This window comes from Kribbella sp. NPDC049227, from assembly GCF_043197265.1.
Taxonomy (GTDB): Bacteria; Actinomycetota; Actinomycetes; order Propionibacteriales; family Kribbellaceae; genus Kribbella.
In genome coordinates this window covers 1,160,165-1,181,815 of sequence record NZ_JBICST010000001.1, presented here as the reverse complement: position 1 = coordinate 1,181,815, position 21,651 = coordinate 1,160,165, and the positions used below count along the sequence as shown (strand labels likewise).

17 protein-coding genes are annotated in these 21,651 nt (G+C 69.0%); 9 read left to right on the top strand and 8 right to left on the bottom strand.

Annotated features, from left to right (window positions below; all coding sequences use genetic code 11):
* Window positions 1-2: 2 nt before the first annotated feature.
* Together ACGFH6_RS05930 and ACGFH6_RS05925 are read left to right on the top strand one after the other, a co-directional pair.
* Window positions 3-437, top strand: coding sequence for a hypothetical protein (locus ACGFH6_RS05930; RefSeq protein ID WP_393380855.1), 435 nt, complete (start codon window positions 3-5; stop codon window positions 435-437).
* Window positions 438-1,886, top strand: coding sequence for a multicopper oxidase family protein (locus ACGFH6_RS05925; protein ID WP_393380853.1), 1,449 nt, complete (start codon window positions 438-440; stop codon window positions 1,884-1,886). It begins immediately after the preceding gene.
* Here the strand turns inward: ACGFH6_RS05925 and ACGFH6_RS05920 are convergent.
* Together ACGFH6_RS05920 and ACGFH6_RS05915 are read right to left on the bottom strand one after the other, a co-directional pair.
* Window positions 1,874-2,434 (bottom strand): carboxymuconolactone decarboxylase family protein, encoded by a 561-nt coding sequence (locus ACGFH6_RS05920; protein ID WP_393380851.1) that lies wholly within the window; start codon window positions 2,432-2,434, stop codon window positions 1,874-1,876. The two genes, ACGFH6_RS05925 and ACGFH6_RS05920, sit on opposite strands and share 13 nt — an antisense overlap.
* A 66-nt stretch (window positions 2,435-2,500) precedes the next feature.
* Window positions 2,501-5,767, bottom strand: a complete 3,267-nt coding sequence (locus ACGFH6_RS05915; RefSeq protein WP_393380850.1) for a BTAD domain-containing putative transcriptional regulator — start codon at window positions 5,765-5,767, stop codon at window positions 2,501-2,503.
* 105 nt (window positions 5,768-5,872) lie between these two features.
* On the opposite strand from ACGFH6_RS05915, the gene ACGFH6_RS05910 reads away from it, so the two are divergent.
* Complete coding sequence (locus ACGFH6_RS05910; protein ID WP_393380849.1) at window positions 5,873-6,550, top strand: hemerythrin domain-containing protein; 678 nt, start codon at window positions 5,873-5,875, stop codon at window positions 6,548-6,550.
* A gap of 110 nt (window positions 6,551-6,660) precedes the next feature.
* A complete protein-coding gene (locus ACGFH6_RS05905) occupies window positions 6,661-7,953 on the top strand; it encodes a hypothetical protein (protein WP_393381161.1) in 1,293 nt (430 codons plus the stop codon).
* On the opposite strand, the gene ACGFH6_RS05900 is transcribed toward ACGFH6_RS05905, so the two are convergent.
* The 4 genes from ACGFH6_RS05900 to ACGFH6_RS05885 form a co-directional block, all read right to left on the bottom strand.
* Window positions 7,939-8,592 carry a DedA family protein gene (locus ACGFH6_RS05900; protein ID WP_393380848.1) on the bottom strand — a complete coding sequence of 218 codons (654 nt, stop codon included), beginning with the start codon at window positions 8,590-8,592 and terminating at the stop codon, window positions 7,939-7,941. The two genes, ACGFH6_RS05905 and ACGFH6_RS05900, sit on opposite strands and share 15 nt — an antisense overlap.
* Before the next feature lie 46 nt (window positions 8,593-8,638).
* A complete protein-coding gene (locus tag ACGFH6_RS05895; protein ID WP_393380846.1) occupies window positions 8,639-9,526 on the bottom strand; it encodes an SPFH domain-containing protein in 888 nt (295 codons plus the stop codon).
* Entirely contained in the window at window positions 9,514-9,960 is a 447-nt protein-coding gene (locus ACGFH6_RS05890; protein ID WP_393380845.1) for an NfeD family protein, read from the bottom strand. The genes ACGFH6_RS05895 and ACGFH6_RS05890 overlap by 13 nt, the downstream gene beginning before the upstream one ends.
* Window positions 9,961-10,032: 72 nt before the next feature.
* Complete coding sequence (locus ACGFH6_RS05885; RefSeq protein WP_393380843.1) at window positions 10,033-10,599, bottom strand: ArsR/SmtB family transcription factor; 567 nt, start codon at window positions 10,597-10,599, stop codon at window positions 10,033-10,035.
* A 58-nt stretch (window positions 10,600-10,657) separates the two neighbouring features.
* On the opposite strand from ACGFH6_RS05885, the gene ACGFH6_RS05880 reads away from it, so the two are divergent.
* The 5 genes from ACGFH6_RS05880 to ACGFH6_RS05860 all read left to right on the top strand — a co-directional run bounded on the left by ACGFH6_RS05880 (window position 10,658) and on the right by ACGFH6_RS05860 (window position 18,304).
* Window positions 10,658-11,869: an MFS transporter gene (locus ACGFH6_RS05880; RefSeq protein ID WP_393380842.1), complete on the top strand. Its 1,212-nt coding sequence runs from the start codon at window positions 10,658-10,660 to the stop codon at window positions 11,867-11,869.
* A gap of 9 nt (window positions 11,870-11,878) precedes the next feature.
* Window positions 11,879-13,399: a lysine--tRNA ligase gene (lysS, locus tag ACGFH6_RS05875; RefSeq protein ID WP_393380840.1), complete on the top strand. Its 1,521-nt coding sequence runs from the start codon at window positions 11,879-11,881 to the stop codon at window positions 13,397-13,399.
* Window positions 13,400-13,717: 318 nt separating this feature from the next.
* On the top strand, window positions 13,718-14,047 hold the full coding sequence (locus ACGFH6_RS05870; protein WP_131360032.1) for an Lsr2 family protein: 330 nt from the start codon (window positions 13,718-13,720) through the stop codon (window positions 14,045-14,047).
* Between the two features lie 349 nt (window positions 14,048-14,396).
* A complete protein-coding gene (locus tag ACGFH6_RS05865) occupies window positions 14,397-16,937 on the top strand; it encodes an ATP-dependent Clp protease ATP-binding subunit (RefSeq protein WP_360449803.1) in 2,541 nt (846 codons plus the stop codon).
* Window positions 16,938-17,053: 116 nt separating this feature from the next.
* Complete coding sequence (locus ACGFH6_RS05860) at window positions 17,054-18,304, top strand: MFS transporter (RefSeq protein ID WP_393380838.1); 1,251 nt, start codon at window positions 17,054-17,056, stop codon at window positions 18,302-18,304.
* Window positions 18,305-18,310: 6 nt separating this feature from the next.
* Here the strand turns inward: ACGFH6_RS05860 and ACGFH6_RS05855 are convergent, their stop codons facing one another.
* Together ACGFH6_RS05855 and ACGFH6_RS05850 are read right to left on the bottom strand one after the other, a co-directional pair.
* Window positions 18,311-18,820 carry a hypothetical protein gene (locus ACGFH6_RS05855; protein ID WP_393380836.1) on the bottom strand — a complete coding sequence of 170 codons (510 nt, stop codon included), beginning with the start codon at window positions 18,818-18,820 and terminating at the stop codon, window positions 18,311-18,313.
* The gene (locus tag ACGFH6_RS05850; RefSeq protein WP_393380834.1) at window positions 18,817-21,504 is read right to left on the bottom strand and encodes a hypothetical protein; all 2,688 of its coding nucleotides are present in this window, start codon (window positions 21,502-21,504) and stop codon (window positions 18,817-18,819) included. Before ACGFH6_RS05850 ends, ACGFH6_RS05855 begins: the two co-directional genes overlap by 4 nt.
* Window positions 21,505-21,651 lie beyond the last annotated feature (147 nt).

Genomic DNA, 21,651 nt, shown 5'->3' with positions numbered 1-21,651 from the left:
CTATGAGGTCCGTATATCGGGTACTCGCCGGTCTTGTTGCCATCGGCGTCGTACTGCAGGCGATGTTCATCGCGCTCGGCTGGTTCACGGCGATCAAGGACATGGACGACGGCCTGGTCATCGACAAGAACTACGAGGGCAACACCGGGCACGTGCTGCACGGCCAGTTCGGGATGATGGTGATCCCGATCCTCGCGCTGTTGCTGCTGATCGTGTCGTTCTTCGCGAAGATCCAGGGTGGAATCAGGTGGGCGCTCTACGTGGTCGGCCTGGTCGCGCTGCAGATCGTGCTCGCGTTCCTGTCGTTCGGCGTGGCACCCGTGATCGGGACGCTGCACGGCCTGAACGCCTTCGCACTGGCCGCCGTCGCGGGCATCGCCGCCCGGCGGGCCGCCGGGACCCGGGAGCCGGCCGCCGAGCCGACGGCCGCCGCCTAGATGCCTTTGGCAACAAAGCTGGCCGAGCGGCGCCGGCTGCTGATCGCTGTCGCCGCGACCCTGGCCGTGCTGGCGCCACTGGCCTTCTTCTGGCAGCGGAGCCTGGTTCCGAACGACCTCTCCCCGATGACCATGGGGTACGCCGACTACGGTGGCGGCCCCGTGGTCCACGCCCATCACGGACAGGACGTCAGCACGCTCAAAGGTCCTGCCGATGGGACGCCTGACGTGGCGGTGGATCTGACCGCCCGCAAGGAGAAGTTCGAGATCCCCGGGCGTGGCCCGGTGGACGGCTACACGTTGAACCACACGTCTCCCGGACCGCAGATCGTCGCACAACAAGGCGATCTGATCCAGGTGACCCTGCACAACGAGTCCGTGCCCGAGGGGATCACCCTGCACTGGCACGGCGTCGACGTACCGGCCGCCGAGGACGGCGTCGCCGGCGTCACCCAGGACGCGGTCGGCCCCGGCCAGTCCTTCGTCTATCGCTTCGTCGCCAAGGACACCGGCACGTACTGGTACCACTCGCACCAGGTCTCCCACGAACAGGTGAAGAAGGGACTGTACGGCGTACTGATCGTGCAACCGAGTGCGTCCGACGTGATCGCCGCCGTGCACACGTACGACAAGATCCGGACCGTGAACGGCGGGTACGGCGAACGCCGGGTGGCGGCACCGGGATCGACGGTCCGGGTGCGTCTCATCAACACCGACAACGGGCCGATGGCTGCCTGGGTCGACGGAGCGCCGTACCGGGTGGTGGCGGTCGACGGGACCGACGTGAACGCGCCGACCGACGTGAGCAACAAGACCGTGCTCGTCACCGCGGGTGGCCGGATCGATCTGCACGTGACGATGCCACAGGGATCAGCCGTGCGGATCGGCCTGGGTGGTGGACCGACCACACTGGTGATCGGCGACGGCAACGCGCCGACCGGCACCGAGCCGCGTGACCGGGTCGACCTGTTGGGTTACGGCTCGCCGAAGAGGCTCGAGTTCGATCCGGCGAAGGCCGACCGGAGTTTCCAGTACAACATCGGCCGGCGGCCCGGGTTCTTCGACGGGAAGCCGGGGCTGTGGTGGACGATCAACGGGCACCAGTTCCCGGATGTGCCGATGTTCGTGGTGACCGAGGGCGACGTGGTCCGGATGACGATCAAGAACACGTCCGGGCAGGTCCACCCGATGCATCTGCACGGCCACCACGTCGTCGTACTGAGTCGCAACGGCACAGCCGCGACCGGCAGCCCGTGGTGGACGGACTCGCTGAACGTCGAGGACGACGAGACGTACGAGGTCGCCTTCGTCGCCGACAACCCGGGCATCTGGATGGACCACTGCCACAACCTGCCGCACGCCGCGCAGGGCCTGGTGACCCACCTCATGTACGCCGGCGTCACCAGCAACTTCCACCTCGGCGGCTCGCCGGGCAATCAGCCCGAGTGAATCGGCCCTCCGACAGTCAGGGCTTTGCGAAGGGCCTCGGGAAGGGTGTTGAACGCGGCGTCGGGTGGGGTGCCGGTCGCTGCGAGGGTCTTGGAGAAGAAGGATCGGACGGCCGCGGCCAGGACGACGTCGAGCACGTCGGTGTCGGTCAGTCCGACGGCCTTCAGTTCGTCGACGTCCGCCTGGGTGATCGTGTCGGCGGCCAGCGCGACCTTGCGGGCGAAGGCCATCACGGCGCGGTCGACCGGGTCGGCGGGCGGCTCGTCCACCAGCGCCGCGACTTCCTCGGACGTGTAGAACTTGTCGGCCAGCACCTGACCGTGCGCGAGGCTGCAGTAGCTCGACTTCAGTGCGGTCGCGGCGGCCAGCGTGGCCAACTCGTAGCGGCGCAGGTCCATGGATTCCTTGATCGCGCCGTTGAGCTGTTTCCACGCGTCGTACACGGCCGGCCGGGCCGCGAACGTGGTGACGAAGTTCGGTACGTGACCCGCCGGAGCCCGGTTGCTCTCGAAGAAGTCGCGGTTGGACGGTGTGTCGATGAACGCCATGCTGGTTCCCCCCTTGCGGCTCCTTCACGGTAGGGCCGGCGTATCGATCCGGCAACGAGGTCGCGGCTATTGCCCGACTTGCCGCAGCAATGCCTCAGTGGCAGCGGCGTGAGGCTTCAGCCCCAGGCGCTGATGAATCTCCAGCGCGGCCCGCAGGTGCTGTCGCGCGGCGGTGCGGTCGCCGGCCGCGAGGGCGAGGTGTCCGACGGTGTGGCTGACGCTGCCCAGGAAGAACGCGCCCATGCCTCCGACCGCCAAGCGATCGGCGTACGGCGTCAACTGATCGCGCAGGTCGGCGATCGCCGTGGCATCGTCAAGCGCGATCCAGACCCGGGCCCGGATGGCCGTGAGGCCGGTCCAGGCGAAGTCCCGGAGCAGTGGGCGCTGCTCCGCCCAGTCGCCGAGCATCATCCTCGCCTCGTCGGTGCGGGAGCATCCGATCAGGGCCAGCGCGTGCAGGTCGCGCAGGACCGGCTGGTGCACCGCGGCTTCGCGCAGCGCCGGCTCCAGCTCCGCCAGCCGGCCTTGGACCATGCGCATGGTGGCCAACTGGCCGATGCCGAGGGCCGCCGGTGACATCGAGACCGTCGACTGCAACATCACGATGCGCTCGAGCGCAGTCTCCGCAGCGGCGAAGTCGCCGACCGCCTGCCGTTCGAGTGCGAGTGCCGAGCCGGCGATCAGCAGGACCGGGACGAACTGGTGCTGCGCGGCGATCCGCTCGGCACGGTGCATGTCGGCGACTGCTTGCTCCCAGGCGCCACGCTCGGCCCGGTCGACGGCCCGCATGCACAGCGCGGCGGCGAGTCCGGCGACGTCGTCGTTCCGTCCGGCCAGGATCACGAGTTCGTCGGCGATCACAGCCCTGCGGTCGAGCAGGTCGGGCCGTTCCATGGCCAGGTGGGTCAGTTGGAGGACAGGGAGCAACTGTTGTGGTGAGCCGGCCTGCCTGGTCGTCAGCAAGGCATCGGTCGCGAGTGACGTCGCGCGGTTGGCGGACCCCGGCTGGTACAGGAGTTCGACGGCCAGAGCGGCCTGGACGTGTGCCCGGAGCAGCCTCTCGGAGGTCGGCAGCGCGGCCAGGACCTGGTCCCACAGCCGGATCGCCACCTCGTCGGGCGTGGCGTAGTCACGCCACGTCCAGATGTTGCGCTCGCTGATCACGAGCAGCGCCTGAGCGGCCGCGACGGCGTCGCCGCGGGCGAGTGCGGAGCGCGCCGCGTCAGCGAGCGAGACCCATGCCTCGATCGGACGCGCCATCCAGTGCTGGACCCGGCCGAGGCCGGTCAGCACCGCCTCCCGCTCCTCGGCGGTTGCCATCGGGTCCTGGGCCTGGAGCTCGGCAGCCATCCGGAACAGCCGCAGTGCCTCGTCGTGCGCGGAGCGCTCGGCGGCCCGGCGGGCGGCCCGGTTCGCGAACGTCCAGGCCGATCGCGCATGCACGGATCCGGCGAGCCGGTAGTGCTCGGCCAGTTGCGCCGTATGGGGTTCGAGATGGCCGATGCGCTGCCGTTCCAAGGCCTGAGCGGCTCGCGCGTGCGCCCGGGCGCGAGCGGGCGCGGGCAGCGATCGATAGATCGCGTCACGCACGAGCGCGTGGGTGAACCGGTAGCGGCTCGGTGTCTCCTCCTCGAGCAGGTCGCACCGCAACGCGGCCTCGACAGAGTCATCGACCGCGTTCGCTGTCACGCCCGCAGCAGCCACGACCACGTCGAGGTCGAACGATCGACCGAGAACCGCCGCAGCCGCCAGGATCTCGCCCGCGTCGTCCGGCAGCTGGGCCAGCCGCTGGCGAACCACGTCGCGGACCCCACCGGGCACCTCTCGCCAGGACGGCGCCGCCGGGTCGGAGAGGTCTCCAGCGCTGGTCAGCAATCGGACGAACTCATTGATGTAGAAGGGGTTTCCGTCCGTCCGGGCCCGGATGGCCGCGGCGACCTGGCGGTCGACCTCGACACCGGTGTTGAGCGACACGTGTGCTCTGATCGCGTCCTCGTCCAGGCCTGCGAGTCCGATCCGCACCGGATCGAGCCGGGCCAGGGCAGCCAGGACCTCGGCGACCGCCGTACTGATGTCCGCGTCCGCGTCCCGGCAGGTGACCACCAGCAGGACCGGTACGTCGGCCAGCGTGGCGGCGATCCGGCGCAGCAGGCGCAGGCTGTCGGCATCGGCCCAGTGCATGTCGTCCAGCACGAGCAACGATGCGGGACCGGATCGCAAGGCCTCCACGACCGTGCCGGCCAGCCGGAAGGTCGACGATGCCGCGTCGATCGGCGCCGGGCCGGTCAGCTGGAGTACGCCGATGTCGCCGAACAGCTGGTCCGCAGCCTGCTGCCATCCCCAGAGCGGAGCAGTCGCGTCGGGCTCCCAGCCGCCCCATCCGCACCGGAAGCCGGCTGCCTTCGCGTTCGCTGCCACCGCTTGTGCCAGCGACGTCTTCCCGATGCCCGGCTCTCCGCTGACGAGGACGACGCGGCCGCGTCCAGCGGTGGCCTCGTCCATCGCCCGCCGTACCTCGAGCAGTTGCTCCTCCCGGCCGGGCAGTGCGACGGAGTCGGCGGATGCCGGAAGGTCGAGGGTGGGGGATTGCCGGAGGACCGCGTCTTCGAGGGTGCGCAGTTCGATGCCCGGGTCGAGGCCTGCCTCGTCGACCAGTCGTCGGCGGGCCCGGCGCAACGCGTCCAGCGCATCGGCCTGCCGTCCGGACCGGTAGAGGGCCAACGCGAGCAGTGCCCACAACCGTTCGCGCAACGGATGTGAGTCGACGAGATGCTCGAGCTCGGGTGCGGCGCGCCGGTGCTCGCCGAGCGCGAGCCGGGTTGCCCAGAGATCCTCGACAGCGCCCAGCCGCAGCTCCTCCAGGCGAGCCGCCTCGGCTTGGATGGCGGGCGTCGTACTGGCCACGTCGGCGAAGGCATCACCCCGCCAGAGGTCGAGTGCGGTCCGCAGGAGTGTTTCCGCCTGGGCCGGATCGGCGGTGATCAAGGGCGACGCCTCGGCCAGCAGAGCGGTGAACTGTCGCGCATCGACGTCGATGCCGTCGAGCAGCAAGGCGTAGCCCGGTGGCCGCGACACCAGCACCCGGGCGGGCGCACGCGGTTCGCGCACAGGTTCGAGCAGCCGCCGCAACCTCGCGATGTAGGCGTGCAGAGAGGTCATCGCCTTCGCCGGTGGGTCCTGTCCCCAGAGCAGGTCGACCAGCCGCTCCACCGGTACGGCGTGCCCGTCGGCGGTCACCAGGATCGCCAGGAGCGCGCGCTGCTTCAGGCCGCCGACGTCGACGACCGACCCGTCGACCGCCAGCTCGATGCCGCCGAGCACCCGGACCTGCATGATTCGCAGAATAGGGCGCACGGCGGTGCAAGCCGCGTGCAATTCGCCTGCAAGACGCCTCGCGCAGAGTGGACTCGCACCGCATCCGCGCGAAGGAGAGCAGCCGTGACCGCAGCCGAACGATCGACCGAAGTCATCGACACCCGCGACATGATCGTGGTCCACACGTTCCTGCGGCGCGAGTTCCGCCTCGCGCCCGGCCTGGTTCGCGCGGTCGAGGACGGTGACACCGGCCGGGCCGGCACGATCTGTGCACATCTGGAGTTCGTGACCAGGTTCCTCCACCTCCACCACACCGGCGAGGACCGGCTGCTGTGGCCGAAGCTGCTCGAGCGGGTGCCGGAGGAGCTGGCGCCGATCGTGCACCTGATGGAGGCACAGCACGAGCGGGTCGCGACGGTGCTGGACGACATCGAGCGGGTGCGTGCGCAGTGGCGCTCCACCGCGCGGCCGGCGGAGCGCGACGAGCTCGCCCGGCTGCTGGACGAGCTCTACCTCGGTCTCTGCGAGCATCTGGAGGCGGAGGAGGAGCGCCTGCTGCCGATCGCGGCCCGCAACGTCACCGAGGAGGAGTGGCTGCAGCTCGGGGAGGAAGGTGTCAAGGAGATCCGGAAGCCGGACCTCCCGCTGGTGCTGGGGATGATGCAGTACGAGGGAGATCCGGAGGTCGTCGCCGAGATCGTCAGCCACACGCCGTGGCTGGTCCGTTCCTTCGTCCCGATGCTGTCCCGCCGGGCCTTCCGCAAGCACGCACTCGCCGTCCACGGCACCGCCACGCCCTGACCGCCGGCATACCGATCCGGCAACGACCCTACGGACTCGGCGGGCTGATCTGGGTATGGTTCAGCAGTCGGTTGTGAGGCAGCTGAGACGAGGTGGTCGGAGTGCGGCGGATGCTCGCCGCGGCGCTCGCGGTGGTGTGTGGCACAGCACTGCTGACCGCCTGCTCCTCGGATCCGGTTCCCACCGACGTGGCGGTCGGCTGGTCCGGTGACGGCCGCACCGCGGTCCAGGTCCGCTGGAAGGACGACAACGCCCCGAACCGGATCACCATCGAGGGCGTCCTCAGCGAGAGCCCGTCGTACGTGAAGTACGTCGGCGCCGGCGATGCGAACAGCTGGGACATCCCGACCTCGGCCTTCCCACCGGACGGGAACTATCGGGTGGCGGTCGCCATCGGGACCTCGCAGGGTGGTGTGACCAGCAAACTCGCGCGCTCGCCCGTCTTCGACACCGACGGTCCGGTCGGGCCCAGCGCGGCGACGGCGGCACCGGCGGGCCGATCGGGCGCGCTGATGCAGTGGACGGTGCCGGTGGTGCCACAGGACTTCACCCCGAACGACCCGCTCGACGTGAAGGGACCGCGCACCCAGAAGTACGTGCCGATGGTCGGCAAGCCCGGTGAGCAGTTGCGGCCGATCGGCCCGGCGACGACGTCGACGCGCCAGGTCATCAACAGCCTCCAGCCGCCGTACGTGTTCCAGGTCCGGACGCAGAACGAGTGGAGCACCCGGCTCGGCGGGCAGGTGCTCGGCCTGACCAGCTCGGTCACCGCGGCGATGCCAGGGCTGGCCCAGTTCAGCCTGCCGATCCGCGCTCGCGGCCGGGTCATCCTGCAACAGGTGGCGTGCGAGCCCGAGACGCCGTGCACCCAGCGGCGGGCCACGCCGGCCGGCGTGCCGATCGTCGTACTCACCCAGGTGATTCCGGGTGGCCGCTGGACTCCGGTGGCTCGCGGCAAGACGACGGCCGGTGGGCACTACGACGTCGGGGTTCCGACCGGTGGCAGCCGCCCGTACGCGGTCACGGTGCCGAACTACACCAAGCCCGGTCTGCTCACGAGTACGTCGACCAGCCGGCCGACGTACGTCCGTAACGTGGTCCGGGTCGCGTCGGCCGGATTCGCCGGCGGGCTGACGGTCAAGAAGCGCGGGTCGAACGTCACCGCGTTCGCGATCATCAAGCCGGCCATGAGCTCGACCGCGACGCTGCAGGTGTGGAACCGCGTGCTGCGCAGGTGGGTCGGCGTCAAGGAGACACCGATCCGCAACGGCCGTACGTCATGGACGTTCCGGGCGGGCTCGGCGGGGACCTTCGCCTACCGGTTCGTGCTGCCGGCCGCGACGATGTACGGCCGGTCGATGAGCGGGACGATCACGCAGCACCTTTTGCTATACGTCCGCTGACTCCGGCTCCCGCACCGCGGCGGTCTCCCGGTGCCGGCGGCGGATCCGGTAGTAGGTGTACGCCGCGACCGCGGCGAGCGCGAGCACGACCAGGGCCCAGACCGACAGCTGGCCGAAGATCTTGTCGGCGTTGTCGCCGATGTTGTACGCGACGATGCCGATCGTGGTCGACCAGGCGATCCCGCCGGCCGCGTTGGCGGCCAGGAACTTGGGGTACGGCATCCGCAGCATGCCCGCCATCGGGCCCGCGAAGATCCGCAGCAGGGCCACGAACCGGCCGAAGAAGACCGTCCAGACGCCGTACTTGTGGAAGTACTTCTCGGCCTTGACGATGCGGTCCTCGGAGAAGTGGTGGAACCGGCGGCCGAGCCGCTCGAACAGGCTTCGGCCGGCCTTGCGGCCGATGTAGTACCCGACCGAGTCGCCGACGATCGCGCCGGTGGCCGCCGCGGCGATGACGAACTCGAGGTGCAGGTTGCCCTGCGACGCCAGCAGCGCGGCCGCGATCAGCGTCGTCTCACCGGGTAACGGAACCCCCATGCTCTCGACGCCGATGACAAGGCCGACCACCAGGTACGCGACGATCGCCACCCCGCCGGTCGGGACCATGATCGCGAGCGCGTGCAACGGTTCCCCCATACACCCATAGTGACATCCGGGGTCAACCGATTACGGGACGAGGCAACTATTTCAGGGGATTCTCAGGGCTGTGGCCGTTGGTGTCGGGAGGAATTTCCGGGAGATAGCCGTTGAACGCCTTGGTGACGTTCTGTAGCGCGGAGGTGACCTCGGACGGGATCACCCAGAACGTGTTGCCCGGGCCCTTGGCCAGTTCGGGCAGCATCTGCAGGTACTGGTACGCGAGCAGCTTCGGGTCCGGGTCGTTGCGGTGGATCGCCTCGAACACCGTGTCGATCGCCTTCGCCTGACCCTCGGCCCGCAGGATCGCCGCCTGCCGCTCGCCCTCGGCGGTCAGGATCCGGGACTGCCGCACGCCCTCGGCGGTGAGGATCGCGGCCCGCTTCTCCCGGTCCGCCCGCATCTGCTTCTCCATCGACTCCTTGATCGACGGCGGCGGGTCGATCGCCTTCAGTTCGACCCGGTTCACCCGGATGCCCCATTTGCCCGACGCCTCGTCCAGTACGCCGCGGAGCTGGGAATTGATGTGCTCGCGGGACGTCAGCACCTTCTCCAGGTCCAGGCTGCCGATCACGTTGCGCAGTGTGGTGACGGTGAGCTGCTCGATCGCCTGCTCGAAGTTGGCGATCTCGTACGCCGCCGCGCGGGGATCGGTCACCTGGACGTACAGCACCGTGTCGATGTCGACGACCAGGTTGTCCTCGGTGATCACCGACCGCGGCTCGAACGAGATCACCTGCTCGCGCAGGTCGATCAGCTGCCGGGGCCGATCGATGAACGGGATCACGACGTTCAGCCCGGGTTCGAGCGTGCGCAGGTAGCGGCCGAGGCGCTCGACGTTACTGGCCCGCGCCTGCGGGACGATCCGGACCGTCCGGAGTACCAGGACGACGGCGAGTACGGCGACGACCAGCCCGATGATCAGTTCGGCCATGGATCCTCCTGAGGATGGACGAGGGCGGTGGCCCCCTCGATGGCGAAGACGTCGACCCGGGTGCCCGCGGGGATGAGCAGGTCAGGGTCGTACGACCGGGCACTCCACTCCTCGCCGCCGATCTTGACCCGGCCGGGATCGCGGCCGCACGGGGTCAGCACCACGGCCTCGCGCCCGATCAGCGCCGCGACGCCGGTCCGCAGCTGCGGGTGCGATCTCAGGTGCCGTCGCGCGACCGGCCGGACCAGCGTGATCATCGCGGCCGCCGTGACGGCGAACGCGAGGAGTTGCAGGCCGGTCCCGAGGCCGAGCCCGGCGACTCCGGCCGCGGCCAGCGCGGCGACGGCGAGCAGGAGCAGATCGAGGGTTGCCGTCATCAACTCGGCGGTGCCGAGGACGGCGGCGATGATCAACCACAAAAGCCAGGACTCCATATGACCACCCGCCGGCGGAGAGGACCTCTCTTTCGAAGGTACCCCTCGATACGCGGGAAGGCAGCTAACGGTTCAGCTATCTTGTGGCGGCTTCCCGGTCGGTACGACGGCCATCAGGGTGCTGATCTGACGGGCGGCGGCCGGATGGGTGGTCGGCGTACGGCCCTTCTTGTAGCGGTCGACCAGCTCGCTCAGCTCCTGGCCGAACCGCTTGGCCTCGTCGTGGGTGAGCCACAACCGGGACCGGCTGAGCGAACTCACGTCGTCCCAGGGGTCGTCGGAGGCCATCTCCTCGAACTGCTCCAGAACCCGGTCCGCCGTCGTCCGCATGATCGTCTGGCTGGCCAGCCGGCCCGCGTTGGACGCCTGCGACGAGATCATCAGGCTGCCGGCCAACGCCCGCCAGGGCCGTTCCCGGCCGTCGCCGGACTCCTCGGCGCGCTCGATGATGCCCCAGCGTTCCAGGGCCCGCAGGTGGTAGCTCATTGCCGACGGGGTCAGCCCGGCCAGCTCCGCACACTCGGTCGCGGTCAGCACCCTGCCGTTGTAGAGCTCGTCGATGACCCGCTGCCGGGCCGGGTGCGCCAGGGCGCGGATCGCCCGCGGATCGGAGATCACCACGCGCTTCTTCTTGGCCACGAGGTCAGCGTAGCCAATCCCTTGACGATCCGGAATATGAAGCAGTAGCTTCACAACTATGAAGCAATCACTTCAGACTTCGATCTGGTCCTTCCGCGACATCCGGCTGGTGCTGCCCGCCCGCGCGCTGTCCTACGCGGGTGACTCGGTGGCGTTGGTCGCGTTGATGCTGCGCGTGTCCCACGACGGCGGACCCGGCGCAATCACGGCCCTGCTGCTGGCGTTCGCCGTACCGACCGTCGTGATGATCCCGTTCGCCGGCCGGATCGTGGACGGGCACGACTCGCGGACCGTCCTGGTCTGGGCGTCCCTGCTTCAGACAGCCGCCGGTATCGGTCTGGCCTTCAGCCATGGCCTGGCCGAGACCCTGGCGCTGGTCTGCGTCCTCCAGGTCGGTCAAGCCGTGGCCGGACCAGCCTGGGGCGCACTCATCCCGCGCATCGTCGGCGACGATCTGGTCGGCAGGACCACCGGCACCAGCCAGGCGCTCATCGGCGTCGCCACCTTGGTCGGCTCAGCCGCAGGAGGCGTGCTGGTCGGCTGGTCCGGTGACCGCGGCGCCCTCCTGATCGACGCCCTGACCTTCCTCGTCCTGGGCCTGGTCGCCCGACTGGTCACCACCCGCCGTCGCCCCGAGCCGGGCGCTGTCCGGGAGCCCGGCGCACTGATGGCCGGCCTGCGCAGTCTGTTCGGCGACTCGCTGCTCCGGATCCTGGTGACGTGTCTGTGGGTCTTCGTGCTGACGGGTGAGGCGGTCAACGTCATGGAGGTGTTCCTGGTCACCGACGAGGTCGGACTCGGCGCATCGGGCTACGGCTGGCTGATGGCCACGCAGGGAGCCGGACTGATCGTCGGAGCATGGGTCAGCGGCCGCCTGGTGACCGGCGCGTCCCGTTCCCGGGCGCTCCTGGCCGGGATGGCCTCCATCGGCGGTTCGGTTGTGCTCATGGGCCTGTCGCACGACGTGGTCACGCTGGCCATCGGCTGCCTGGCGGTCGGAGCGGGCAGCGGCATGCTCAACGCCGCCTGCAGCACCCTCATCGTCACCCGGACCGCCGAACACGTCCGCGGGCGGGTCGTCGCGGCGCTGGGCGGCACGGTGCGGGGCTGCAGTCTGATCGCGCTTCCCCTGGGTGGTCTCCTCGGCGCGGCGCTCGGGACCCGGATGACGTTCGTGACCTGCGGGATCACCGGCGTGGTGACCGCCGCGATCGCCGCCGTACTCCTGGTGCGAACAAAGGATTCGGTTGTGGAGGCGGTCAGTCACTAGCCTTTAGGCATGACAGACGCACACGTGAACCCGGTGAACCCCGACAGCGGGCAGGACGACCTGCCCGAGCAGATGCGGGTTCGCCGGGAGAAGCGTGACCGCCTGCTGGCGGAGGGAGTGCAGCCGTACCCGATCTCGGTGCCGCGGACGCACCTGCTGAAGGACCTGCGGGCGAAGTACGACGGACAGGAACTGGAGCCGGACACCCGGACCGGCGAGCACGTCTCGGTGGCCGGACGGGTCATCTTCCTCCGCAACACCGGCAAGCTGTGCTTCGTCCGGCTGCGCGAGGGTGACGGGACCGAGCTCCAGGTGATGCTGTCGGTGGCCGACCTCGGCGACGAGGGGCTTGCCCGGTTCAAGCAACTCGTCGACATCGGCGACCTGCTGTCCGTCCAGGGCGAGGTGATCACCAGCCGTCGCGGTGAACTGTCGGTGCAGGCGACCGGCTGGCAGATGGCCGCCAAGACCCTGCGCCCGCTCCCGAACGAGCACAAGCCGCTGAACGAGGAGGCCCGGGTCCGGCTGCGGTACGTCGACCTGATCGTCCGCCCGGAGGCGCGCGAGATGGTCCGGAACAAGGCCGCCGTACTGAAGTCACTGCGGGCGACCTTCGACGCGCACGACTTCATCGAGGTCGAGACGCCGGTGCTGCAGCTGACCAACGGCGGCGCCGCGGCGCGGCCGTTCTCGACCCACCTGAACGCGTTCGACCAGGAGATGAAGCTGCGGATCGCGCTCGAGCTGGATCTCAAGCGGGCGATGATCGGCGGCGTCGACCGGGTCTTCGAGATCGGCCGGACGTTCCGCAACGAGGGACTCGACTCCACCCATGCGGCGGAATTCTCGATGATCGAGGCGTATGAGGCGTACGGCGATTACGACACGATGGCCGAACTCTTCGCCGAGCTGATGCGGAACGCCGGTCGTGCGATCGGCCGGACCACGATCACCGCGCGCGACGGTTCGGACATCGATCTGGAGCAGCCGTTCCGGCATGCGACGCTTTTCGGCCTCGTCTCCGAAGCCGTCGGTGAGACCGTCGACGTGACCACCGACGTGGCCGCGCTGACCAAGCTGGCCGAGCAGCACGACGTCGAGCTGCAGCCGGGCTGGAATGCCGGTGAGATCGCGGTGGAGTTGTTCGAGAAGCTGGTCGAGCACACGCTGATCCAGCCCACCTTTGTCCGTGACTATCCGGAGTCGGCGCGGCCGCTGGCGAAGCCGCACCGCGAAATTCCCGGACTGGTCGAGGCCTGGGACCTGATCGTGAACGGCGTCGAGCTGGGTACCGCCTACTCGGAGCTGAACGATCCGGTGATCCAGCGGGAACGCCTGGTGGCACAGTCGTTGCTGGCCGCAGCCGGCGACCCGGAGGCGATGGAGCTGGACGAGGACTTCCTGCGCGCGATGGAGTTCGGGATGCCGCCGGCCGGCGGGATGGGGATGGGCCTGGACCGGCTGGTGATGCTGTTCACCGGCGCCGGTATCCGGGAGACGATTCTGTTCCCGTTGCTGCGCCCGGAGTGATTCCGCCCGCACCCGAGTGATTCAGGAAACCGGCCCGGAGGTTCGTTGCATAGCACAACCTCCGGGCCATGCAATTCCCGGGGGCCAATTGATTCCGGTCCAGCCCGAGTTACGATCCACCGGCCCGGCTGAATACTGAAGGTCACCGTCGGAGCACAGTGTCGCCCGTACCTCACCGAACCGAAGGTTTTGGTCACATCTTTCCGTGTCATTCCGGGTGGTGAATGACACGAAGGCGGTTTGTGCGGTACAAATCAGGTGCGAACAATTCGGCAGGGGGATTGTGCCCGGTGGCGGGCGCGGAAAGGACTGTCATCGATGGCGCAAAGGGTGCAGGTAGTTCTCGAGGACGACCTCGACGGAGGTAAGGCCGACGAGACCGTGACCTTCGGGCTGGACGGCACGACGTACGAGATCGACCTGTCGAAGAAGAATGCCGCCAAGCTGCGCGACGCCATGGCCGGGTACGTCGGCTCGGCGCGCCGGGTGTCCGGTCGCCGCGGTGCCGCGGGCCGGGCGCGGGGCCGCGGCCGGTCGGCGTCGGACTCCGCCGACATCAGGGCCTGGGCCAAGGAGAACGGCTACGAGGTGAGCGAGCGGGGCCGGATCTCGGCCGAGGTACGCGCGGCGTACAACGAAGCCAAGTAATTCCCACGGACCTGCCGGTCCCGGCGCCCACCAGGGTGCCGGGACCGTCCGCATTCCGGTTGTTTCACAGTGTGGACGCCCCGGTGACCGGGGATCGGAAGCGGATGGTTGCTCCGGCAGGTAGTTCGGTGAATTCGCTGGTGGCGAACACGCTGTCCGATCCTGGCCGGACGGGAACACGCTGGAGAGCCGTGGGGTTCTTCCCTTGTGATGCGTCCCGGGTGGCCGATCGAGCAGTGTTCTTTTGTTCGCCCAGAGCGAGCCTGTCGGCACCGGGGACTAGCATGCATGTACGGGGGTCGGCCTACACGGCACGTCCGACTCCTCTGAGGCAAGGAGCGCTTTGGCGATGTTTGAACGATTTACGGACCGCGCCCGTCGGGTAGTCGTCCTGGCTCAGGAAGAGGCCAGGATGCTCAGCCACAACTACATCGGGACCGAGCACATCCTGCTCGGCCTGATCCACGAGGGTGAGGGTGTCGCCGCCAAGGCTCTCGAGAGCCTGGGTATCTCGCTCGAGGCCGTCCGCTCCCAGGTCGAAGAGATCATCGGCCAGGGGCAGCAGGCACCGAGCGGGCACATCCCGTTCACCCCCCGCGCCAAGAAGGTGCTGGAGCTCTCCCTGCGCGAGGCCCTGCAACTGGGCCACAACTACATCGGCACCGAGCACATCCTGCTCGGCCTCATCCGCGAGGGTGAGGGTGTCGCCGCGCAGGTCCTGGTCAAGCTCGGCGCGGACCTGAACAAGGTCCGGCAGCAGGTCATCCAGCTGCTGAGCGGGTACCAGGGCAAGGAGACGGCGTCCGCCGGTGGCCCAGCCGCCGAGGGTGCTCCCAGCAGCTCGCTGGTGCTCGACCAGTTCGGCCGGAACTACACCCAGTCCGCCCGCGAATCGAAACTCGACCCGGTGATCGGGCGCGAGATGGAGATCGAGCGGGTCATGCAGGTGCTGTCCCGGCGGACCAAGAACAACCCTGTCCTGATCGGTGAGCCGGGCGTCGGCAAGACCGCCATCGTGGAGGGTCTGGCCCAGCAGATCGTCCGTGGTGACGTCCCGGAGACGCTGAAGGACAAGCAGATCTACTCACTTGACCTGGGCGCACTCGTAGCGGGGTCCCGCTATCGAGGTGATTTCGAGGAACGCCTGAAGAAGGTGCTCAAGGAGATCCGCACCCGCGGTGACATCGTGCTGTTCATCGACGAGATCCACACCCTCGTCGGGGCCGGCGCGGCCGAGGGCGCGATCGACGCGGCGAGCATCCTGAAGCCGATGCTGGCCCGCGGCGAACTGCAGACCATCGGTGCCACCACCCTCGACGAGTACCGCAAGTACGTCGAGAAGGACGCCGCGCTGGAGCGCCGGTTCCAGCCGATCCAGGTGGCCGAGCCCTCGATCGCCCACACGATCGAGATCCTCAAGGGCCTGCGGGACCGCTACGAGGCCCACCACCGGGTGACCATCACCGACGCCGCGCTGGTGAACGCCGCGCAGATGGCCGACCGGTACATCTCCGACCGGTTCCTGCCGGACAAGGCGATCGACCTGATCGACGAGGCCGGGGCCCGGCTGCGGATCCGCCGGATGACGGCTCCGCCGGACCTGCGTGAGTTCGACGAGAAGATCGCGAACGTGCGCCGGGAGAAGGAGTCGGCGATCGACGCGCAGGACTTCGAGCGCGCCGCGAGCCTTCGCGACGACGAGAAGAAGCTGATCAACGCCAAGTCGGAGCGGGAGAAGCAGTGGAAGGCCGGCGACATGGACGTCGTCGCCGAGGTGGACGAGGAGCTGATCGCCGAGGTGCTCAGCACGGCCACCGGCATCCCGGTCTTCAAGCTGACCGAGGAGGAGTCGACCCGGCTGCTCGACATGGAGAAGGAGCTGCACAAGAAGTACATCGGCCAGGAGGACGCCGTGAAGGCGGTGTCGCGCTCCATCCGGCGTACTCGTGCAGGCCTGAAGGACCCGCGCCGCCCGAGCGGCTCGTTCATCTTCGCCGGCCCGTCCGGCGTCGGTAAGACCGAGCTGTCGAAGGCACTGACCGAGTTCCTGTTCGGTGACCAGTCGGCACTGATCAGCCTGGACATGTCGGAGTACTCCGAGAAGCACACGGCGTCCCGGTTGTTCGGGTCCCCGCCTGGCTACGTCGGGTACGAAGAGGGCGGTCAGCTGACCGAGAAGGTGCGCCGCAAGCCGTTCAGCGTGGTGCTGTTCGACGAGGTGGAGAAGGCCCACCCGGACATCTTCAACTCGCTGCTGCAGATCCTGGACGAGGGTCGTCTGACCGACGCCCAGGGCCGCGTGGTCGACTTCAAGAACACCATCATCATCATGACCACGAACCTCGGGACGAAGGACATCGCGAAGGCCGTCAGCCTCGGCTTCTCGCAGGCCAGCGACACCTCGGGTTCGTACGAGAAGATGAAGGCGAAGGTCACCGAGGAGCTCAAGCAGCACTTCCGGCCCGAGTTCCTGAACCGCGTCGACGAGATCGTGGTGTTCCACCAGCACGGCCCGGACGAGATCATCAAGATCGTCGACCTGATGGTCGGGCAGGTGGAGGAGCGGCTCAAGGACAAGGACATGGGCATCGAGCTCACCCCGGCGGCGAAGGAACTGGTCGCCAAGCGTGGCTTCGACCCGGTCCTGGGTGCCCGTCCGCTGCGCCGCGCACTCCAGCGCGACGTCGAGGACGTGCTGGCGGAGAAGATCCTGTTCGGGGAGGTGCGCCCGGGCCAGATCGTTCTGGTCGACGCGGCCCCCGAGGGCACGGTCAACTCCGACGGTCTGGCGGAGTACTTCACCTTCACCGGTACGCCGAAGGCGAGCAGCCCCGACCTGGAGCTGACCGACCTGGCCGCCGGTGGCAGCTCGGGTCTGCAGGACACGTGATCTGAGGGACTGCCTTCCAGCAAGCCGAGCGCGGCGAGCACATTGCTCGCCGCGCTCGGCATTTTTCTTGCAGCAGATCTGGTGACGATTCGCGGCGCCGCCTCGTCGTACGGAACATGAGTGAGCTGGCTGGACCCCGATGGTTGGCGGCGCTGCGTGGGTATCCGGACTTCCGGCGGCTCTGGGCCGCGCACCTGGTGTCTGCGCTCGGCACGGGGGTGACCGTGCTGGCCATCCCGTTGCTGGCGGCTGTGGTGCTGCACGCGTCACCGCTGGAGGTCGGCGTCCTGACGGCGCTGAACGCCGTACCGCACGTGCTGTTCAGCCTCGTGGCGGGCGCGCTGATCGATCGGTCGCCGCAACGGGCCGTGCTGGTTCTCACCGACTTCGGCCGCGCGATCTGTCTGGGCGCCGTGCCGGTCCTGGGTCTGCTCGACCTGTTGTCGATGCCCGTCCTGTACGGCGTTGTGTTCCTCGTGCAGGCGCAGACATTGGTGAACGACCTGGCCTCGGCGTCGATGGTGCCGCGGGTCCTCCCGCCCGTGATGCTGGGCGCGGGGAACAGCGCGATCTCGGTGAACGGTTCGGTGGCCGGCATCGCGGGGAACGGCCTGGGCGGTGGTCTGGTCCAGCTCGTTGGCGCCACGGTTGCGGTCGCCGTCGATGCCGTGTCGTACGTCTGCTCCGGGGTTCTGCTGCTGTTCCTGCGGTCGCCCGAGCTCGTGGCAGCGAGGATCAGTGGGCGGAGGGGGATCATCGGCGACATCCGGAGCGGCCTGGCGTACGTGCTGAAGGATCGCGTCCTGGTCGCGCTGTGCCTGTCGTCCGGCATCGGGGCGTTCGCGGTGGCGATCCGGGACTCGTCGCTGGTGCTGGCCCTCGTGCGTGAGCTGCACTTCTCGGCGGGACTCGTCGGCCTGCTTGCGATGCTCGCCGGCGTCGGTGGGGTGGTCGGAGGGCTGCTGGCGAACTGGGCGGCCACCCGCTTCGGATTCGGCCGCTCGGTCATGGTCGCGATCCTCACGACCGCGGTCGCGATCGCCCTGCTGACAGCCCCGTTCGGCGTGGTTCCGGCGGTGCTGGTCGGGGTCGGACAGTTCGTCGGCGGGGTGTCTGGTGCGGTGTACACGATCGGCCAGCTGACCATGCGGCAGTTGGTCACCCCGCCGGATCTGCTCGGGCGCGTGAACGCCGTACGACGGTTCCTGGTCTATGCGCTGTTCCCGGTGGGCGGTCTGGTCGGCGGGCTCGGTGGAGCCCGGCTGGGCAGCCGGTCGATGCTGCTGGTCGCGGCCGCCGTCATGGCGATCTCGGTGCTCCCGCTGATCGGTGGCAAGGTGACCGGCGCCGAGGGGCATCCGCGGTAGGTGAGATCAGCGGGTACGACGGAGGCGGGTGACCGTTCGGGCCAGGGCGGATGGGGGCACGGGCCGGGAGCGCGGGGTGAAGAACTGGGGGAGCGTGGTGAGGAGCCAGGTCAGCGAGGTGGCGAGGGCTACGGCGGGGCCGGGGGCTGTCCAGGTGTCGGCGGGCGTGGCGGGGTTGGTGGCCTGCCAGGTGGCGGCCAGGAACAGCAGAGTGATGATCGTGGTGACGGCTGCGGTTGCCTGGGACTTGGGGCCGGGTTTGAGGAGCAGTCCGACGACAGTGGTGGCCAGTCCGGCCAGCCAGGTGAAGGCCAGGGCCGGTTCGGTCTCGATGCCGAGCTGCCAGACGGACAAGCCAAGGCGCCGGCTGTAGGTCCACGGGAGCAGCAGGGCCACCCCGGTAGCCAGTGCGGCGAAGAGCGTGGCCCTGGCGAACCACTGATGCTCAGCAGTGGCCAGCTCGCTTTCTGCCGCGTCGAGACGGCCCGGGAGTTCCTCGTCCGGTAGTTCGGTCATGAGGCGTCCAAGCGGATCAGATCGTTGCCCAGCTGGAAGTAGAGCGCCGACCCGATGACCGTGAGGTGATCGGTGGCCTGCGGGACACCTTGGGTCGGCCCCGCGACGACCGTGATGCGTCCCGGCGCGTCCACGCGGACGAGGTGGCTGCCGTCGTACCCCCAGAGCTTGCCGTCGGGCCCGGCGAACCACGTCCCGTCGGCCGTCCGCTGCGACGCCGGTACGCCGGTCGCCGAGACAGGCCACCCGGTCGTCGAACCACCGAGCAGCGTGACCGACCGCCCGTCCGGCCCGACGAGCACGAGTCGCTCGCCGAGAACCATCGCCACCGCACCGGACGGCAACTGCACCAACCCGTCGGGCCGCAGCGCGCCCTTCACCTGCACGCGACGTACCGCGCTCCCCGGCCCGTAGAGGTTGTAGACACTCGTATTGATCGCAGTCACCAGCCGATCCCCAGCGGCCCCGGCGAACTCGGCCTTCGGATCACCCTGCACCGGCCGTGGATCGTGCACACGCGTCGTCCGGCCGTCCACCAGGTGTACGGCGGTCTCCGCGCCCGGCCGATCGAGCAGGGTCCACCACACGCCGCCCTGACCGTCCGGAGCCCACGCGCGCGCCGCCAACGGCACTCGAACCCGAACCAGCCTCCCAGCGGCGTCCAGGGCCAGCTGAGAGCTCACCCCGGCCGCGCCCGGCTGGCCATCCACCACCGGCACCGCCGGCATGTCGGTCGCCGTGTACGTCGTCGTCCCGGCAACCGCCGTACGCCGATCACACCGGCGATCAGGCGGCGGTGCAGCCGGGTACGCCGCGGCCGCCGTCGCCGCATCGGGAATCACCAGCACCTGGTCGCCCCCACCCGGTGACGCCCCCAGCACCACCGATCCGTCCGGCTTGGCCTCGATGCTCTCGACACCATCGGCTCCACCCGGCAGCTTCCGCAGTACGCCGTCCGGCGTGATCACCGAGGTAGGAGCAGCGCCACCCAGCCAAAGGTTGCCCCGCACATCGACCGCGAACGCGTCCACGGTCATGGACGAGCTGGCCGCATCACTGCTCACCAGACAGCCCGCCGGAGCGATCCCCGTCAGCTGCTGCGGCTTTCCGCCCGGCCGGATGATCGCCAGCCCGGTCTCGCTCGTACGCCAGGCCGTCGTACCGTCCGGGCCGCTGGAGACCTCGTTGCCTGGTGCACCGATACCCGGGTCGATCACGAAGTCCTTCAGCACCATGCCCGGTCGCAGCTGGTTCGCGGGGATCTGCCAGGTGGTCGCCGAACCCGACACCACGATCGACCGGTCCGAGTTGCGGTGGCTGAGTGCGGGACCGATGCCGGTCGCAAGGATCTGTACTCCGGGCGTCACGTAGTACCCGCCGTTCTGGTCCTTGTGGCTGAGGCTCACGTCGGCCTGCGCCAGGTCGAGCGGCACGGCCAGGATCGCCCACGGCTTGCCGAGCGCTCCGCCGGCCAGCATGACCATGCGGTTGTCGGCGACGCCCCACAGCGCCGGCGGAGTGGCGCCGTGGTTCAGCGTCACCTGTGGCAGCGCGACTCCGTCCCGGTACGCGAACACCGTCGAGCTCTCGGATCCGGTCCGCCCCAGCAGCCATTGCCCTGGCGACCCGTCGAGTCTCCCGGCCAACGAATCCAAGGCATCCGACGTACCGATGGACACCCGCATGCCAAGGCGGTCGACCAGTTGGCCACCGTGCAGATCCAGCAACCGGTGCGGCTTCCCGGCAGCCGCTTCGGGCGCATACCCAGCTCCTGTCGCCGACGGAAGCAGCAGCCCGCCGAGCAGCCCGACCACGGCCGCACCGGCAACGACTCGCAAGCCGCGCACACCCACCATGCCTGCGGCAACGAGCAGCAAGCCGAGTCCGAGCGCGGTCCAAGCACCCAGACCGGGCCGGTATCCCACACCATTCGGCAGCCTCGGTGGCAGCCACACCATGTGCGACAGCACCCCGGCAACCATCGCTGTCCCAGTGCCGACGGCCAAGGCGCGACGTACCACGCCGGACGACAGCAATGTTGCGACCGCGAGCAGACAGATGGCGACGGTCCACGTCCGGGCCGACGGGATCTCCCAGAGTTGAGACCGGGCTAGACCAGCCTCGGCAGCCGTCGGGCCGAGCGCCACCGGGTCGAGCAGTTCACGCCAGGACAGGACCGTGGTGGCCAACAGCAGTACGGCGAGGACGCCGGTGAGCACAGGCATCGGCTGGAGCCGGAGCGAGGGCCAGTTGTCGACGGTGGTCATCAGTCGGACAAAGACTGCCCGCAATTCGGACTGGTTGAGAGGTTCTTCGGCGTCCTCGCCGGGCTCGTCGTCGACGGGTGCGGGCGGGGCGGGCGAGCGCATCACCCAGTGCGCCGCGACCGCGGTGGCGATGGTCCCGCAGGCGATGGTGCCGATCACTGCCGGTGAGGTCGTGCAACCTGAGCGGCCCTGCGCGACCAGGCCGGTCCAGGTCGCCACGGTGACCAGTGCGATCGCCGTCGTACCGGTCCATCTGATCTGCCGGCGAAGCTGGAATCGGTCCGCGGACAAGCGATCCGCGAGCACCAGCAGGACCATCGCGACCGGCAGCACCAGGGCCGCACCGCGGCCGTTCACGGGCTGGGTGGTCGCCCGCCAGAGGTAACAGCCTGTGCCCACCGGGGCCGGGACGAGCACCGAGAGCACTGTGGCCACACTGAGACACGCGAGCGTTACACCCTGCCACCCCGTTCGTCGTATGGTCCTGCGGTGCGTGATCTCATCGGTACGAAGAAGGGCCGCCGCGGCCTTCGATTCGGTGGGAAGATCGCGCAGCGGCATGAA

Bases quoted from the DNA above. Each gene is read 5' to 3' on its own strand.
- ACGFH6_RS05930 (WP_393380855.1), top strand. From the start codon at position 3: ATGAGGTCCGTATATCGGGTACTCGCCGGTCTTGTTGCCATCGGCGTC.
- ACGFH6_RS05925 (WP_393380853.1), top strand. From the start codon at position 438: ATGCCTTTGGCAACAAAGCTGGCCGAGCGGCGCCGGCTGCTGATCGCT.
- ACGFH6_RS05920 (WP_393380851.1), bottom strand. From the start codon at position 2,434: ATGGCGTTCATCGACACACCGTCCAACCGCGACTTCTTCGAGAGCAAC.
- ACGFH6_RS05915 (WP_393380850.1), bottom strand. From the start codon at position 5,767: ATGCAGGTCCGGGTGCTCGGCGGCATCGAGCTGGCGGTCGACGGGTCG.
- ACGFH6_RS05905 (WP_393381161.1), top strand. From the start codon at position 6,661: ATGCTCGCCGCGGCGCTCGCGGTGGTGTGTGGCACAGCACTGCTGACC.
- ACGFH6_RS05900 (WP_393380848.1), bottom strand. From the start codon at position 8,592: ATGGGGGAACCGTTGCACGCGCTCGCGATCATGGTCCCGACCGGCGGG.
- ACGFH6_RS05895 (WP_393380846.1), bottom strand. From the start codon at position 9,526: ATGGCCGAACTGATCATCGGGCTGGTCGTCGCCGTACTCGCCGTCGTC.
- ACGFH6_RS05890 (WP_393380845.1), bottom strand. From the start codon at position 9,960: ATGGAGTCCTGGCTTTTGTGGTTGATCATCGCCGCCGTCCTCGGCACC.
- ACGFH6_RS05880 (WP_393380842.1), top strand. From the start codon at position 10,658: ATGAAGCAATCACTTCAGACTTCGATCTGGTCCTTCCGCGACATCCGG.
- lysS (WP_393380840.1), top strand. From the start codon at position 11,879: ATGACAGACGCACACGTGAACCCGGTGAACCCCGACAGCGGGCAGGAC.
- ACGFH6_RS05870 (WP_131360032.1), top strand. From the start codon at position 13,718: ATGGCGCAAAGGGTGCAGGTAGTTCTCGAGGACGACCTCGACGGAGGT.
- ACGFH6_RS05865 (WP_360449803.1), top strand. From the start codon at position 14,397: ATGTTTGAACGATTTACGGACCGCGCCCGTCGGGTAGTCGTCCTGGCT.
- ACGFH6_RS05860 (WP_393380838.1), top strand. From the start codon at position 17,054: ATGAGTGAGCTGGCTGGACCCCGATGGTTGGCGGCGCTGCGTGGGTAT.
- ACGFH6_RS05855 (WP_393380836.1), bottom strand. From the start codon at position 18,820: ATGACCGAACTACCGGACGAGGAACTCCCGGGCCGTCTCGACGCGGCA.